Origin of the sequence: Nostoc sp. UIC 10630, assembly GCF_010747425.1 — a bacterium.
Classification (GTDB): Bacteria; Cyanobacteriota; Cyanobacteriia; order Cyanobacteriales; family Nostocaceae; genus Nostoc.
Genome location: NZ_JAAGOG010000004.1, coordinates 105,849 through 119,672 on the forward strand (window position 1 = coordinate 105,849; position 13,824 = coordinate 119,672).

The following is a 13,824-nucleotide window of genomic DNA, read 5'->3' on the forward strand; positions in this document are numbered from 1 at the left end:
CTTCTTCTCAACAAAAAAATATGTATTTAAGAATACGAAAAAATTATTTTTAGCTAAATAAAATTCACATAAATCTTATATATTTTTTTGATTTAGGTGAATAACAACTAGATTATTTCTTGCTTTTGACTGCTTTTTAAAAGATTTTTATCAAAAAATATATCTTAAAGTTTTCATAAATCTAGGTAATGATTTGTTGAAAATGTTTTTTTGTTCAGCTATATTCACTGTGGAATTTGCGGAAAACAAGTAATTATTCCTAGCATATCGAATACGCAAGCGATATTTAACACTGAAGTTATATTGATAGCTGTTTTTAATTGCCACAGGGTGAGCAATTATTTGTCAGTTGTGTGTTCTTTGATTGAGTTCTCGCAAGCATTAACCACTTACCTTTTCACAGGAATTAGTTTAATGACCATATTAGCTGTCACAAAAAAGTTGCTGAAGGTTTGTAGCATAGCAGTATCTAGTGCTATTGCAGCAGGAGCACTGAGTACAGGAGAGGCGCAAGGGCTTGTTTTGACCTTTGATGATCTTGATGCGACTAGTGAATTTGACGGCAATCAAATTCCAAACGGCTATGGCGGATTAAATTGGGATAACTTTTATTATCTTACTACTCCAACCTACCAAGTTAACCCATCTGGTTATACCTTTGGAACAGTTTCATCACCAAATGTTGCTTACAATTCATTTGGTGAGCCTGGCACGGTAAGCAGTGTAAGTATTGACGGTGGTCAGTTTGACTTTAACAGTGCTTATCTCACAGCCGCTTGGAGCAATGGCTTAGATATTCTAGTAGAGGGCTTCTCAGATGGAATAACTAAGTATGCAACGACAGTAACTGTAGATACTACATCCCCTACCCAGTTTAACTTTGACTTTCTTGACATTGACAGTTTAAAATTTACCTCCTCTGGTGGCATTGATGTAGGATATGGAGGTAGTGGCACACAAATTGTTTTAGATAACTTCACCTATAATTCTAAGACCGTTCCCGAACCTACAACTATCTTGGGTTTATTGACAGTCACTAGTTTTGGTATAGCTTTGAGCCGCAAACAAAAGTGGCAACAAAAAGCCACTAGTAAAGTTTAGGCTAACAAACTCAACCAATAGATAATTGCATTCAGATAAAAAGAGTGTATTAATTGTGGAGTTATGAAATTTTAACTCCATTTTTATCATTATGTTTAATGGATTTAGCAATCTCTAAGACGGGCGTAGCTGCTGCAACTCTGTCCTGAAAACTATTTCAAATCTCAAAAAATTGTAGTAATATACCACAGGCATTAACTATCTTCAGCTACATCTGATTGTTAGCGCTCTTAAATTCACAATCGATGAAAATATATCGTGAGCCTAACTCTTTATTTTCTCCGTCACGGACAAACCGAATGCAGCCGCAATAATTCCTTTTGCGGTTCAATAAACTCAGAGCTTACTCCTGAAGGTCTGGAGATGGCAAAGGCTTTTGCTGACGCATATAGTTCTATGAATTGGACAGCAATATTTTGTAGTCCAATGCAACGAACTGTATTGACAGCGAAACCCTTATGTGAAGCAATAAATATAGAATCACAACTCAGAGATGGTTTAAAGGAAATAAACTATGGTAAGTGGGAGGGAAAAACGCCAGAAGTAATTAGCCGTGAATATCACGATGATTATATTCGCTGGTCAGCAGATCCGGCTTGGAATGCTCCAACTGGTGGAGAAATGGCAGTTACAATTGCTTCTCGCGCCTTGCAGGTAATTGAAGAAATTAAACAAAATTACAGTAGTGGTAATGTTTTAGTTGTTTCACACAAGGCAACCATCAGAATTATTCTGTGTAGTTTACTAGGGATTGATGTGGGACGCTTCCGTTTTCGTTTGGGATGCCCTGTTGCTTCGGTCAGTATTGTAGAATTTAGCTCACATGGGCCGCTCTTAAAGGTTTTGGCAGACCATAGTCATTTAGATGAGCAGTTGCGAAATTTACCGGGTTCATGAGAGGAGTTAGGAGAGAGGCGATTAATCGCGTCTGTACAATAATATTATTTTTGACTTACTCTGCCTCACTATTGGGTTAGAGCTTTTTCGGACTTACGCACGAGTTACGGAATAACGTAGACACGTTCGCGTAGCGTCTCGTAGAGAAGTGGCTTGCCGCAAGCTACCACAGAGGCACAGAGGGCACGGAGAAATCAGAGTTTGAGAGATAATTTGTGTAAGTCCTATTTTAATTCAGTACAGATACAGCGATAATTTACTCAAATCATCACCGAGTTGTTTCATGCTGCCAGTTATTGAAAGCATTGTATTACGTCAAATGGCTTCGGGCGATCGCCTATACTTACAATTATACAAATTCATTGGCGCTAAACCTGGTAAAAAGGTATACATTCAATCTAATCTGCACGGTGCAGAAATTGCTGGTAATGCCGTTATTCACCAGCTAATTGAGTTTTTATTAACAATAAATGATACAGATTTAACTGGAGAAATTTGGCTAGTTCCCGTATGTAATCCAATGGGAACAAATGAACGCGCTCATCATTTCTCTCCTGGACGATACTGCATTTATGAAGCCAAAGACTGGAATCGCATATTTTGGGACTACGAGAAAGAAGCTGATGATTTAGTAGCTTTTACTAAATCTCAACTTCATAGTGATCTAGAGGTCGTTCGACAAAATTATCTAACTATAATTAAGCAAAATTTTGTGACAATTTTAGAAAAAATTCATTCTTCTAATGGTGTTCCCTACACTGAGCTTTTTGCCTACAAGCTACAAAACTTGAGTTTAGATGCAGACTACTTAATTGATTTACACAGTTCTACAAATCAAGCATTAGACTATATTTATTACTTCCAAAATCGAGAAGACAGTGCAAAATACTTTCTACTCGATTTCGGAATCTTACTTAATAAATATGATGGTGACGCTTTTGATGAAGCTTTTATCAAACCTTGGTTAGCACTGGAAGCTTGTTTTAAAGAGTTTGGTAGAGAAATCAAGTTTGATGTGGAAGCTTGGACACTGGAATTAGGCTCAGGAATGCAAATGAATTCTGATTCAGTCGCCAAAGGTATACAGGGTGTGAAAAACTATTTAGCGCAAAAAGGTGTAATACAAGTTTCTAATTTATCAGAAGACACCAAAACTCATGAGATGACTTTTGCATCTAGCAGCAACCGGAAAAAATATTATGCGATCGCAGGTGGCATGATTCAATCGAGAATAGCATTAGGTAGCAAAGTCAAAACTGGAGAAAAGCTGTATCAGATTCTCAGTTTTAATAAAGAAGGTCAACTACCTACTGTAATTGATGTCTGCGCTCAACATGATGGATTAGTTTATGATGTCGCAACCAATCAGGCTGTAAATGAAGGCGAGTTTGTATTGGGGATTATTAGTTAAGACATGGGGCATTGGGCATAGATATTTATGTAATTTTCATCACATACTAAACATGAAAATTTTTTTCCCTAAATCATCACAAAGACGCGATAAATCGCCGTCTCTACAAAAGACTAATTATTGTAGAGACGGCGATTCATCGCGTCTCTTGCCTTAACCGAAGAGTATTGAGTTTAGTCGCCTAAATAAATACCCATACCACGAGCGGTTTTAACTAAAGTACCATTGGGATCTACAGCGCTATATTGAGCGATCGCTTCTGTAATTGGTACACTTAATACTTGGCGATTTTGCCATGTCACCATGCGATCGTATTTACCCTCTGCAATGAGATTAACCGCCGCTACGCCAAAGGCTGTTGCAACTAATCTATCTAGTGGTGAAGCAGTTCCACCCCGTTGAATGTGTCCTAAAACTGTAACTCGTGTTTCTACACCGATGTGTTCAATAATTTTATCTGCCAAATATTCACCAATTCCGCCATATCGAGATTGACCTAAGCGATTTGTAATCGTCACATTTTCACCATCGTGGGTACGAACCGCTTCGGAAACAATTATCAAACAATAGTTTTTGCCTTTCTCTTGGCGTTCTTTGATTTTGTGGCAAATATGCTCAACTGTGTAAGGAATTTCGGGAATCAAAATTACATTTGCTCCCCCCGCAATTCCCGCAGCTATTGCTATGTGTCCGGCATCACGCCCCATTACTTCTAAAATCATGACTCGGCTATGACTTGCAGCAGTAAAATGTAACCGATCTAGTGCTTCTGTGGCAATATTGACTGCTGTATCAAAACCGATAGCGTGTTCAGTAACGCCAATATCGTTATCGATGGTTTTGGGAATACCTACTAAATTAATCCCACCTTGTTGAGCGAGACGGCGGAGAATTGCCAAACTACCATCGCCGCCAATACCAATCAAAGCGTCTAAACCTAGCTCATGATAACCTGCAATGATTTCTTCGGAGCGATCGCTTACACTTCCATCCGCCATTGGAAAAGCAAAGGGGTCGCCTTTATTGGTTGTCCCCAACATTGTGCCACCCGCAGTTAATAGCGAGTCAACTTGATCAACTTCCAGTTTTGTGAATTGTTGTGGACGTGCCATTAATCCTAGAGTCGCTTGACGAATTCCCAAAACTTCCCAGCCGTAAGTATCCACAGCACAATTTACTACAGCCCTAATCACAGCATTTAAGCCAGAACAATCACCTCCACTGGTAAGAATTCCAATGCGTTTGGGTTCTTCCATATTTTTTATTGACATTTTGATCCAAATATATTGAGTAGTCGATGAAACTTAAGCCAAAGTTAGCAACAGATTAAACCTAATTTAATGCGCTCCTTGTAATGCCAAAGTAATTTTATGTTTGTTTTGTATCTAAAAACAAAACAAAGTTATCTCAGCTGTAAAATATAGGTGTAGAGCCAGTAGTAGATTAAACCTCGGCAAAAGCAATCCCTAAAAATGCCAGGGTAATTTTATGCTTGTTTTGTGTCTAAGAAAAAACCAAGTTATCCCAGCTGTAAAATATGAGGGTGGAGCCAAAGGTGACTAGTATTGATAATTACAACTTCTCTTTTTCAGGAGAAGTAACAATCCCACAGGCTCCTCCTGATTTTAAATCAGGTTTTATCGGCATTGTTGGTCGTCCAAATGTCGGTAAATCTACTTTGATGAATCAATTAGTAGGACAAAAAATTGCCATTACCTCACCGATAGCACAAACTACACGTAACCGTTTGCGCGGTATATTAACTACGCCAGAGGCGCAATTAATTTTTGTAGATACGCCAGGAATTCATAAGCCCCATCATCAATTGGGCGAAGTATTGGTACAAAATGCCAAAATTGCCATTGAATCGGTAGATGTAGTCCTATTTGTGGTAGATGGAGCAGTAGCTTGTGGATCGGGCGATCGCTATATTGCCGAATTGCTCAGTCGTAGCAAAACCCCGGTGATTCTGGGCGTGAACAAAAGCGACCAACAACCGTCTGATTCTCAGTATCTAGATGATAGTTATGCTCAGATGGCCCAGTCACATGAATGGGAAATCGTGAAATTTTCTGCCAAGACGAGTGCAGGATTACCGCAACTTCAAGAGTTATTAATTGAACATTTAGAAATTGGGCCGTTATACTACCCGCCAGATTTGGTAACAGACCAGCCAGAACGCTTTATTATGGGTGAATTAATCCGAGAACAAATTTTATTATTGACTCGTGAAGAAGTACCCCATTCAGTAGCGATCGCTATTGACTTAGTAGAAGAAACTCCCAGCATTACTCGTGTACTTGCTACCATCAACGTTGAGCGTGATTCTCAAAAAGGCATACTCATTGGCAAAGGCGGAGCGATGCTCAAAGCAATTGGTAGTGAAGCCCGCGAACAAATCCAAAAGTTAATCGCTGGCAAAGTTTACCTCGAATTGTTTGTCAAAGTCCAACCAAAATGGCGACAGTCGCGCATTAGTTTAGCAGAGTTAGGCTATCGCGTGGAAGAATAAATTAGTCATTGGTCATTAGTCATTGGTCACTTGTACTGAGTTTCGACTGCGCTCAACTACCGCGTAGTCGTAAAGCCTGCGGCATAGCTACGCTTACGGCGCACCCTCTCGTAGAGAAGTTAAAAAGGCAAAGGACAAATGACTAATGACAAAGGATAAAGGACAAATGACAAATGACTCTTAATAAATAATGTCTTTAGATACTCGCTATCCCTTGAATTTACCAGCCAATGCTCCGCCGTTGCGGGTGTTAATTGTCGAAGACGATCCGATGATGCAATTGGGATTAGAGCAATCATTAATGGCTCATCCTCAATTGGAGATAGTTGGACAAGCAGAAGATGGTTATTTGGGAGTTCAAGCCGCACTGCAACTGAAACCCGATTTGGTGGTTATGGATATTGGGTTGCCGCGATTGGATGGCATTGCAGCGACACAGCAAATTAAGGCAGCGTTGCCAGCAACTCATGTGGTGATGCTGACATCTCATCAAACGGAGACAGAAATTATTGCGGCACTATCTAGCGGTGCAGATGCGTATTGCATCAAAGGTGCAAGTGTGGAACGATTGTTAAGTGCGATCGCAGCCGCAGTTGATGGTGCAGCCTATCTCGATCCCCAAATTGCGCGGCGAGTAATTGATAATCTCAAACCACCTACACCTACCAGCAACAACGCCAATTTATCTGGGCGTGAATTAGAAGTGTTGAAACTCATGGTAGACGGGTTGAGTAACCCAGAGATTGCCGAAAAACTCTATCTCAGTCCCAACACCATTAAAACCCACGTCCGAGGGATTATGAATAAATTAGCAGTTGACGATCGCGTGCAAGCAGCAGTCGTTGCATTGCGTTCAGGTTTGGTTTGATGTCAGAATACATTCAAATCTTTACTACTGAATATCTGGATAAGGGTGAGTATCGCTTCCTAATTATTATGTATACATTAGAACTTAGTAATCGTAGTACTAAGCAGTAACCGACCAATGCAGCAAAATACAGAAATAAACGTTAGCAAAGATAATAATACTGATGTATCCAAAAATATTACTTGAGTAAATATTTAAATCCCAATCAAAAGTAGAGGCGTACATATAAATATATGTACGCCTCTATATCCAATTCATATTTTCAAAAATGGCCTACCTCAATACATTTTAGTTAAAAGAGTTTGAGAATTGATTAGGGTCTAAATTAGTAGGAAATAATAAAATTTCCTTGCCTTCTAAATTTGCCCTGTGGTAAAGCAAAATTGCCTTTTCCAAAGAACAATATTTAATTGGAACCCATCTGTCGCTAAAAAAGTAGACAGTTACTCGGCTCATTGCATACTCTTTCAACGGCATTGGAAGAGACCAGGACGAGTCCACAGTTTGAACCTTACCTGTTGAGTCCATGCTTTGAACCTCAGTTATTAAGTATATTTACTTTCACCTATTAAGATGATTTAAAGTAACTATCATAAGTAATAAGAATTTGCCTTTAAATTGCATCTTTAGGTAAACGTTAGAATAATTAGAACTGACTTCATAACCGCAGAGAAACAAATGTTTAGCGAAGTTAGTGCAAAATTGCGTTCGTCGTTCGCGTAGCGTCTCGTAAAGAAGACGTTGGCGCAGCCATAGCTACTTATTGTGTGTCAACACCTTTACTGTAGTCGTTACTAAGATTGGCTTTCTTCCCTTGTGCCTTCTTGCATTAGTGTTGATGCACTCGCTCCAGCAACCATAACGAAGCGACAGTCCCCACATAGTGAGCAGCAATCCCAGTGATGTCTGCTACAGCTACAAAAACATCCATTGCTCGAATAATATTATAGGGATTGGTGATTGCCACTCCTGGAGGTTGCGATATAGATTTTGCCACTAGCACTAACACCGTTGATCCAGCACCAAAAAGAGTTAATAACATCCCCAGCAAACTCACAACTATTCCCAATCGGAGAATTTTAGTTGTATCTGGCTTACTCGGATGTAAAGCAGGATTGGAATTTTCTAGAGCTTTGCCTATGCGGGTATAACGAAAATCCCAATAGAGACTAAATAACAACACTACAATTCCGCATACAGCCCAAAATATGCCAATTCCAAGACCAGCATTCTGTTGCTGAACAAATTCACGACCAGTCAAGGCAAACAACAAAGCTAAGACAGAAACCACTCCAATTGCCAATTGCAGCCAGAAAGAAATCCAACCTGTAAGGCGAATAGTATTACCAATTCCTCTAGTCTCTGGCGGTAGCGAGCGCACTTCTGATTCTGTTTGCATAAAAATTACCTTAATCCCCTACTGCCAAGAATATTTCCTCGGTTCGCGCCATACCCCCATCTTTAGACATAATCACTTCAACATCCTGGGGAATAAATGAGGCGGGGAGTAAGGGGGAGAAAAATTACCTCTTTCCCTTCTGCCTCTTCGCAATACCATAATTTAAAGTCCAGCCAAACGATATCAAGGTTTCAAACTCAGGGACGATGAAGAATTAGCAATTAAATTGACAAAATCACACTATAAAGAGTGATATTAAGCGATAGATAGCGCTTGTAAAGGACTAACGGGCATGATTAAATCTTGGATGGTGATTGGGGGCGTGGCTTTCTTGGTTGCTTTAGCCGCTAACGTGATTACGCCTAGCGATCGCCAATGGTTCAAGCGCTTACAACGACCAAGATGGCTAACTTTTGAGGGCGCGATTCCAATTATCTGGACTGTAATATTTATTTGCGGTGCTTGGTCAGCTTATATTGTCTGGGAAAAAGATCCAGGAAGCACCTCAACCTGGTTAATCATGGGTTTATATCTGCTGTTAGAAATAATTACTATCGCCTATACGCCTGTAATGTTTAGGCTTCGCAGTCTGAAAGTGGGTACAATTCTTGGAGGCACAGGTTTTATCATTGGTGCTTTATTGATACTTGCGGTCTTAGGTATTTCTGGTTGGGCAGCATTGCTACTAGTTCCTTATTTGCTTTGGAGTCCCATTGGTACTTATACCACTTGGCAGATGATCGGTCTCAATCCTCAAGATGCCTAAAATTCGCACCAACGAATGATTAAAGCTATGCCCTAAATTGTCAAACTTGCAGTGTATAACTTGACAAAATACACAAAGCTTGAGGTCATTATGATTCCATCTTGGCTAATAATTGGGGCTGTAACTTTCTTAATCGCTCTTGGAAGTTTCTTGATTACGCCGCATGATGTTAAATGGTTTGCACTATTAAGTCGCCCTCGCTGGCTAGTTTTTGAGCCTCTGATTCCACTCATCTGGACTGTGATTTTTATTTGCGGTGCAGCTTCAGCTTATGTTGTGTGGGAAAAAAATCCTGGAAGCCCAATTACTTGGTTAATAATGGCTTTGTACCTTTTGGTGGAAATTATCACCGTTGCCTACATACCTATAATGCTGAGGTTTCGCAGTCTCAAAGCTGGGGAAATTCTTGGGCTAGTTGGTTTGATTTCAGGCGTTGTCCTCGCAATCTGCGTTTTGCCGATTTCTCTAATGGCGGCGCTGTTACTCCTTCCCTATCTAATTTGGACTCCCATTGGTACTTACACTACCGACGAGTTAAAGGAACTGAATCCTCAAGATGCATAACGCATCTATGCAATACGGCCATAACGTGCTGTGACAGGATTGGCTGGATTGGATTGATTATTCAGCCAAGCCCACATTTGATCGCCAACAGAAAAATGCCACCACTCTCTGGGATTGCGTTGAAACCCTGCTTTTAACATTACATCTTGTAATAGCTGGCGGTTAGCATGATACTTTTGTGCTTCTGGGTCGTCATTATTGGCATAATAATCGGGATGCGATCGCTCTGACATTTCATCAATCGGCGAACCCATATTTACTATTTGCCCAATATCATCTACTAGAGTCACATCCACCGCCGCACCTGTACTGTGAGGAGGCGGAGTTTTTTCATCCAAACTTGGTGCAGCCCAAATTGCATAAACCGCTTCCCAAACTTCTTGACGTTGGTTTGGGGATAACTCCACATTAGTTAATCCTCTATCCTGTACTGCTTGAGTGAAGCTGTAATCTACCATAAACTGCTGAACTGCGATCGGGCGATAAGCATCAAAGATTTGAATCCGCCAATTAGGATGCAGCAATTCAAGATAATTTTGCGCTTGCCTCAAATTTTTAATAACGCTTTGACGGAGATAATAAGGAGAGTGTTCGCCATAGGGCGCACCTAATTTTTCATAAGGATGAGGAGATTCTACCGCAAACAATTCTAAAGGAATCTCAATTAGCGGTTCACCACACTCGAAAATTGGGATTTGATGATAAGGTCTCATCTAGTCAGCCACACAAAAAATTACGGATTTCAACGCAAGCATAACATTCTTAGGACTTACGCAGAAGAGATTCCCCAACCCCCTTAAAAAAATTCGGTGTTGTTGAATCGAGGTATGAATTTGGATGTAGAGACGTTGCAATGCAACGTCTCTACAAGGATTTTGAAATAACGCAATCAGCAACGCCAAAAATTCGTATTTTACCTGTGGGAGTAAAAATTTAGGCAACTGCCAAATCATAATGTAAAACTAAGATTTCATCTGCTCTCAAAGTCGCCATTGCATATTCACAGCCTTGGGTATCAGCAAACTCGACTAAATAATGATATTCTTCTTCTTGCTCATACACTTCTACAATTGTTCCAACTTGCCCACTGGGTAAGCTTTCGATAGAAGTATAATCTTCTTCCAATAGTTGTAATCTCTCAGTGGGAATAGGCTTGAGTGTAGCAATAGTATCCAAAAGTTTAACTTTTTTCATTTAACTTCAGAAATGCAGTAATCAAACGTGGATAGGGATTATTAGCAGTAGTTTCCCAGATTGTCCGCAGCCTGATTCCGTCTGTATCAGGTACTATCCAATCTACCTTAAACTGTTCACCAAATTGTGTAGTACTTTGCTGAACAACTTCACCTGCAACAGCTGCTGTTTGAATCAATTCAGGCAAAACATCGGGATTTTCTGGCGTGATTCCTAGAATTGATGCGAAAACTCTAGCTTTATGTTTCCCACTCGGATGTTCTGGGTTTAGACAATAACCTATGAGCTTTTGCGTAGAAATTTCTGCTTGCTCGCCGTTGGGTAATTTCATTGTCTATGAATATGCCCTAACAGACTCAATATTCTATCATTAACGGTTCATTGTTTCTCCAAAATGCTCAATCAAAATCAAACACCATTATTAGATGCGTTAAAAGCCAATGCAGCAAGACCTCATACACCTTTTTACACCCCAGGACATAAACAAGGTGAGGGAATTTATCAACCTTTGGCTGACTTACTTGGTAAAGCTGTATTTCGCGCTGATTTAACTGAATTAGCAGATTTAGATAATCTCTTTGCACCCCAAGGCGTTATTCAAGAAGCACAACAACTAGCTGCTGAGGCTTATGGCGCTTCGCAAACATGGTTCCTTGTCAATGGTTCTACCTGTGGTGTTGAAGCGGCAATTCTCGCTACCTGTGGTACAGGCGATAAAATCATTTTGCCTCGGAATGTGCATTCTTCTGCGATCGCTGGTTTAATTCTCTCTGGTGCAATACCAATTTTTCTCAATCCTGAATACGATCCAGTTTTAGATATTGCCCACAGCATCACGCCTAATGCTGTAGAATCTGCACTCCAACAACATCCCGACGCTAAAGCAGTGTTGACAGTTTATCCAACATATTACGGCGTATGTGGAGATTTGAGTGCGATTGCCAATATTACCCATCAATACAATATCCCTTTACTCGTAGATGAGGCACACGGCGCACACTTTGCCTTTCATCCCGAATTACCCACTTCCGCTTTAGCCGCAGGTGCAGATTTAACTGTACAATCCATCCACAAAGTACTCGGTGCGATGACACAAGCATCAATGCTGCACGTTCAAGGAGACAGGATAGATTGCGATCGCATCAGTAAAGCTTTACAACTTGTACAATCTACCAGTCCTAGTTATTTACTTTTAGCTTCTTTAGATGCAGCGCGTCAGCAAATGGCACTCCACGGAAAAATGCTGATGTCTCGCACATTGCAACTTGCCAATGAAGCTAGAACAAAAATAAGTCAAATTCCTGGATTATCTGTCTTACAGATTCTTAGCCCCTCTTATCAAGGGGGGTTGGGGGGATCTCCTGGCTTTGTAGCTTTAGACGAAACACGGCTAACTGTCACTGTTTCTGGTTTAGGTTTAAGCGGATTTGAAGCAGATGAAATTCTAGATGAAAAGTTTGCTGTCACTGCTGAATTCGCTTCACTGCAACATATCACCTTTATCATTAGTTTGGGCAACACTCCAGCCGATATCAAGCAATTAGTGCAAGGTTTTACCACTCTTGCTAAAGAATATCGTCGAACCAACTTGAATGTTACAAATCCTAATTTGCAGAATCTTTTAACTACACAGGGTCATGCTTTACATTTTTCTCCCCGTGAAGCCTTTTTTGCTGTCAGTGAAACATTGCCTTTAGCACAAACAAGCGATCGCATCTGTGCCGAAATTATCTGTCCCTATCCCCCAGGAATTCCTGTGTTAATGCCGGGAGAAATCATCACCAAACCCGTCCTTGATTACCTGCAACAAGTCCAAGCAATGGGGGGATTTATCAGTGGTTGCAATGACTCTAGCCTCAAAACTTTGAAAGTTGTGAAATAACGTCCTAATATTAATTCGCCACAAACGCAATCAAGCAACTTGTCTGAAATAATCAGAAGTTTTTGACAGCATAGCGCATGACGCGAACTTGTTTAGAGATTTTCGCTCATCTGTTATTTCCTTGCTCTCTAGCTTCTACAATAAGGATAGACTTTATTGAGATTTGTATAGTTGGGGAAAAGCTGTCATGGCTCCCGCCGTTTTAATTCAGAATCTGCAAAAACGTTACGGTACAGTGGTTGCCGTCCAGGATGTTTCATTTCAGGTAGAGCCGGGAGAAATCTTTGGTTTACTTGGCCCCAACGGTGCTGGGAAAACTACTACCTTGCGTGCCTTGTGTACGTTGACCACACCGGATGCTGGCAAAATCGAAGTATCTGGCATCTCTGTGTTAGATAATCCGAGGGTGGCAAGGCAACGACTAGGCTATGTTGCTCAGGAAGTAGCTATAGATAAGGTGCTAACTGGAAAAGAACTGCTGCAATTGCAAGCAGCACTTTATCACCTTCCACGTGCAGTAGCCAAACAGCGCATTGAGATAGTATTAGATTTACTCGGTTTGCAAGAATACGCCAATAAAAAGACAGGAACCTATTCTGGCGGTTTACGCAAGCGCCTAGACTTGGCTGCTGGGTTGCTCCATGCACCAGATGTTCTGGTATTGGATGAGCCAACTGTAGGACTTGATATAGAAACGCGTTTTGTTGTATGGGATTTCCTGCGAAAATTACGCGCCTCTGGGACGACGGTAGTAATTACCAGCCATTACCTAGAAGAAATTGACGCTTTAGCCGATCGCGTGGCAATTATAGATCGGGGCGTGGTAATTGCCTCTGGGACACCTTCACAATTAAAAGATCAAGTCGGGGGCGATCGCATCACCTTGCGAATCCGCGAGTTTTCCCCCAGTGAGGAAGCAGAAATTGCCAAAAACCTCTTGCAATCTTTGCCCTTTGTGCAAGAAGTCATTATCAACAGCGCTCAAGGTAATTCCCTCAACTTAGTGGTGACACCTCAAAACGATGTTCTCATTAACATACAGCAAGCGCTGAATACTGCTGGCTTGCCCATATTTGGTATTGCCCAATCTCGCCCCAGCCTCGATGACGTTTATCTCGCCGCTACAGGACGCACCCTGATGGATGCAGAACTGGCAGCCGTTGCCACTCGCGATCCCAAAGCTGAGAAAAAGCAGCTTATGAGATAGGCGCTGGGGACTGGGGAATAGGG

Annotated in this window: 14 protein-coding genes; 9 read left to right on the top strand and 5 right to left on the bottom strand. The window is 41.0% G+C overall.

From position 1 onward, the window contains the following. Nucleotides 1-414 precede the first annotated feature (414 nt). The 3 genes from G1O98_RS02530 (at nt 415) to G1O98_RS02540 (ending at nt 3,409) form a co-directional block, all read left to right on the top strand. Nucleotides 415-1,101 (top strand): PEP-CTERM sorting domain-containing protein, encoded by a 687-nt coding sequence (locus tag G1O98_RS02530; RefSeq protein WP_163927013.1) that lies wholly within the window; start codon nt 415-417, stop codon nt 1,099-1,101. 258 nt (nt 1,102-1,359) lie between these two features. After that, on the top strand, nt 1,360-1,998 hold the full coding sequence (locus G1O98_RS02535; RefSeq protein ID WP_163927014.1) for a histidine phosphatase family protein: 639 nt from the start codon (nt 1,360-1,362) through the stop codon (nt 1,996-1,998). A gap of 283 nt (nt 1,999-2,281) precedes the next feature. Further along, entirely contained in the window at nt 2,282-3,409 is a 1,128-nt protein-coding gene (locus G1O98_RS02540; RefSeq protein WP_163927015.1) for a succinylglutamate desuccinylase/aspartoacylase family protein, read from the top strand. 173 nt (nt 3,410-3,582) lie between these two features. Here G1O98_RS02540 and G1O98_RS02545 read toward each other — a convergent pair whose 3' ends face one another. Then, a complete protein-coding gene (locus tag G1O98_RS02545) occupies nt 3,583-4,665 on the bottom strand; it encodes an ATP-dependent 6-phosphofructokinase (RefSeq protein WP_163927016.1) in 1,083 nt (360 codons plus the stop codon). A gap of 281 nt (nt 4,666-4,946) precedes the next feature. Between G1O98_RS02545 and era the strand changes: the two genes are divergently transcribed. After that, nucleotides 4,947-5,921: a GTPase Era gene (era, locus tag G1O98_RS02550; protein WP_163927017.1), complete on the top strand. Its 975-nt coding sequence runs from the start codon at nt 4,947-4,949 to the stop codon at nt 5,919-5,921. 190 nt (nt 5,922-6,111) lie between these two features. Next, complete coding sequence (locus G1O98_RS02555) at nt 6,112-6,789, top strand: response regulator transcription factor (RefSeq protein ID WP_114084732.1); 678 nt, start codon at nt 6,112-6,114, stop codon at nt 6,787-6,789. Between the two features lie 829 nt (nt 6,790-7,618). Here G1O98_RS02555 and G1O98_RS02560 read toward each other — a convergent pair. After that, a complete protein-coding gene (locus G1O98_RS02560; protein WP_163927018.1) occupies nt 7,619-8,188 on the bottom strand; it encodes a DUF3611 family protein in 570 nt (189 codons plus the stop codon). 292 nt (nt 8,189-8,480) lie between these two features. Here G1O98_RS02560 and G1O98_RS02565 point away from each other — a divergent pair, with 292 nt between their 5' ends. Further along, nucleotides 8,481-8,954 (top strand): TspO/MBR family protein, encoded by a 474-nt coding sequence (locus tag G1O98_RS02565; RefSeq protein WP_012407288.1) that lies wholly within the window; start codon nt 8,481-8,483, stop codon nt 8,952-8,954. Nucleotides 8,955-9,044: 90 nt separating this feature from the next. Further along, entirely contained in the window at nt 9,045-9,518 is a 474-nt protein-coding gene (locus tag G1O98_RS02570; RefSeq protein ID WP_163927019.1) for a TspO/MBR family protein, read from the top strand. A 5-nt stretch (nt 9,519-9,523) separates the two neighbouring features. On the opposite strand, the gene G1O98_RS02575 is transcribed toward G1O98_RS02570, so the two are convergent. From G1O98_RS02575 to G1O98_RS02585, 3 genes are all read right to left on the bottom strand, one after another. After that, complete coding sequence (locus G1O98_RS02575; RefSeq protein WP_163927020.1) at nt 9,524-10,231, bottom strand: M15 family metallopeptidase; 708 nt, start codon at nt 10,229-10,231, stop codon at nt 9,524-9,526. A gap of 220 nt (nt 10,232-10,451) precedes the next feature. Continuing rightward, nucleotides 10,452-10,712, bottom strand: coding sequence for a DUF4926 domain-containing protein (locus G1O98_RS02580; protein ID WP_163927021.1), 261 nt, complete (start codon nt 10,710-10,712; stop codon nt 10,452-10,454). Beyond that, complete coding sequence (locus G1O98_RS02585; RefSeq protein WP_163927022.1) at nt 10,699-11,043, bottom strand: DUF6883 domain-containing protein; 345 nt, start codon at nt 11,041-11,043, stop codon at nt 10,699-10,701. The genes G1O98_RS02580 and G1O98_RS02585 overlap by 14 nt, the downstream gene beginning before the upstream one ends. 63 nt (nt 11,044-11,106) lie before the next feature. Here G1O98_RS02585 and G1O98_RS02590 point away from each other — a divergent pair, with 63 nt between their 5' ends. Together G1O98_RS02590 and G1O98_RS02595 are read left to right on the top strand one after the other, a co-directional pair. Continuing rightward, the gene (locus tag G1O98_RS02590; RefSeq protein WP_163927023.1) at nt 11,107-12,594 is read left to right on the top strand and encodes an aminotransferase class I/II-fold pyridoxal phosphate-dependent enzyme; all 1,488 of its coding nucleotides are present in this window, start codon (nt 11,107-11,109) and stop codon (nt 12,592-12,594) included. A gap of 187 nt (nt 12,595-12,781) precedes the next feature. After that, the gene (locus G1O98_RS02595; protein WP_163927024.1) at nt 12,782-13,801 is read left to right on the top strand and encodes an ABC transporter ATP-binding protein; all 1,020 of its coding nucleotides are present in this window, start codon (nt 12,782-12,784) and stop codon (nt 13,799-13,801) included. Nucleotides 13,802-13,824 lie beyond the last annotated feature (23 nt).

Excerpts from the sequence above, each read along its gene's own strand:
- G1O98_RS02530 (WP_163927013.1), top strand. The coding sequence starts at position 415 with ATGACCATATTAGCTGTCACAAAAAAGTTGCTGAAGGTTTGTAGCATA.
- G1O98_RS02540 (WP_163927015.1), top strand. The coding sequence starts at position 2,282 with ATGCTGCCAGTTATTGAAAGCATTGTATTACGTCAAATGGCTTCGGGC.
- G1O98_RS02545 (WP_163927016.1), bottom strand. The coding sequence starts at position 4,665 with ATGGAAGAACCCAAACGCATTGGAATTCTTACCAGTGGAGGTGATTGT.
- era (WP_163927017.1), top strand. The coding sequence starts at position 4,947 with ATGAGGGTGGAGCCAAAGGTGACTAGTATTGATAATTACAACTTCTCT.
- G1O98_RS02555 (WP_114084732.1), top strand. The coding sequence starts at position 6,112 with ATGTCTTTAGATACTCGCTATCCCTTGAATTTACCAGCCAATGCTCCG.
- G1O98_RS02560 (WP_163927018.1), bottom strand. The coding sequence starts at position 8,188 with ATGCAAACAGAATCAGAAGTGCGCTCGCTACCGCCAGAGACTAGAGGA.
- G1O98_RS02565 (WP_012407288.1), top strand. The coding sequence starts at position 8,481 with ATGATTAAATCTTGGATGGTGATTGGGGGCGTGGCTTTCTTGGTTGCT.
- G1O98_RS02570 (WP_163927019.1), top strand. The coding sequence starts at position 9,045 with ATGATTCCATCTTGGCTAATAATTGGGGCTGTAACTTTCTTAATCGCT.
- G1O98_RS02575 (WP_163927020.1), bottom strand. The coding sequence starts at position 10,231 with ATGAGACCTTATCATCAAATCCCAATTTTCGAGTGTGGTGAACCGCTA.
- G1O98_RS02580 (WP_163927021.1), bottom strand. The coding sequence starts at position 10,712 with ATGAAAAAAGTTAAACTTTTGGATACTATTGCTACACTCAAGCCTATT.
- G1O98_RS02585 (WP_163927022.1), bottom strand. The coding sequence starts at position 11,043 with ATGAAATTACCCAACGGCGAGCAAGCAGAAATTTCTACGCAAAAGCTC.
- G1O98_RS02590 (WP_163927023.1), top strand. The coding sequence starts at position 11,107 with ATGCTCAATCAAAATCAAACACCATTATTAGATGCGTTAAAAGCCAAT.
- G1O98_RS02595 (WP_163927024.1), top strand. The coding sequence starts at position 12,782 with ATGGCTCCCGCCGTTTTAATTCAGAATCTGCAAAAACGTTACGGTACA.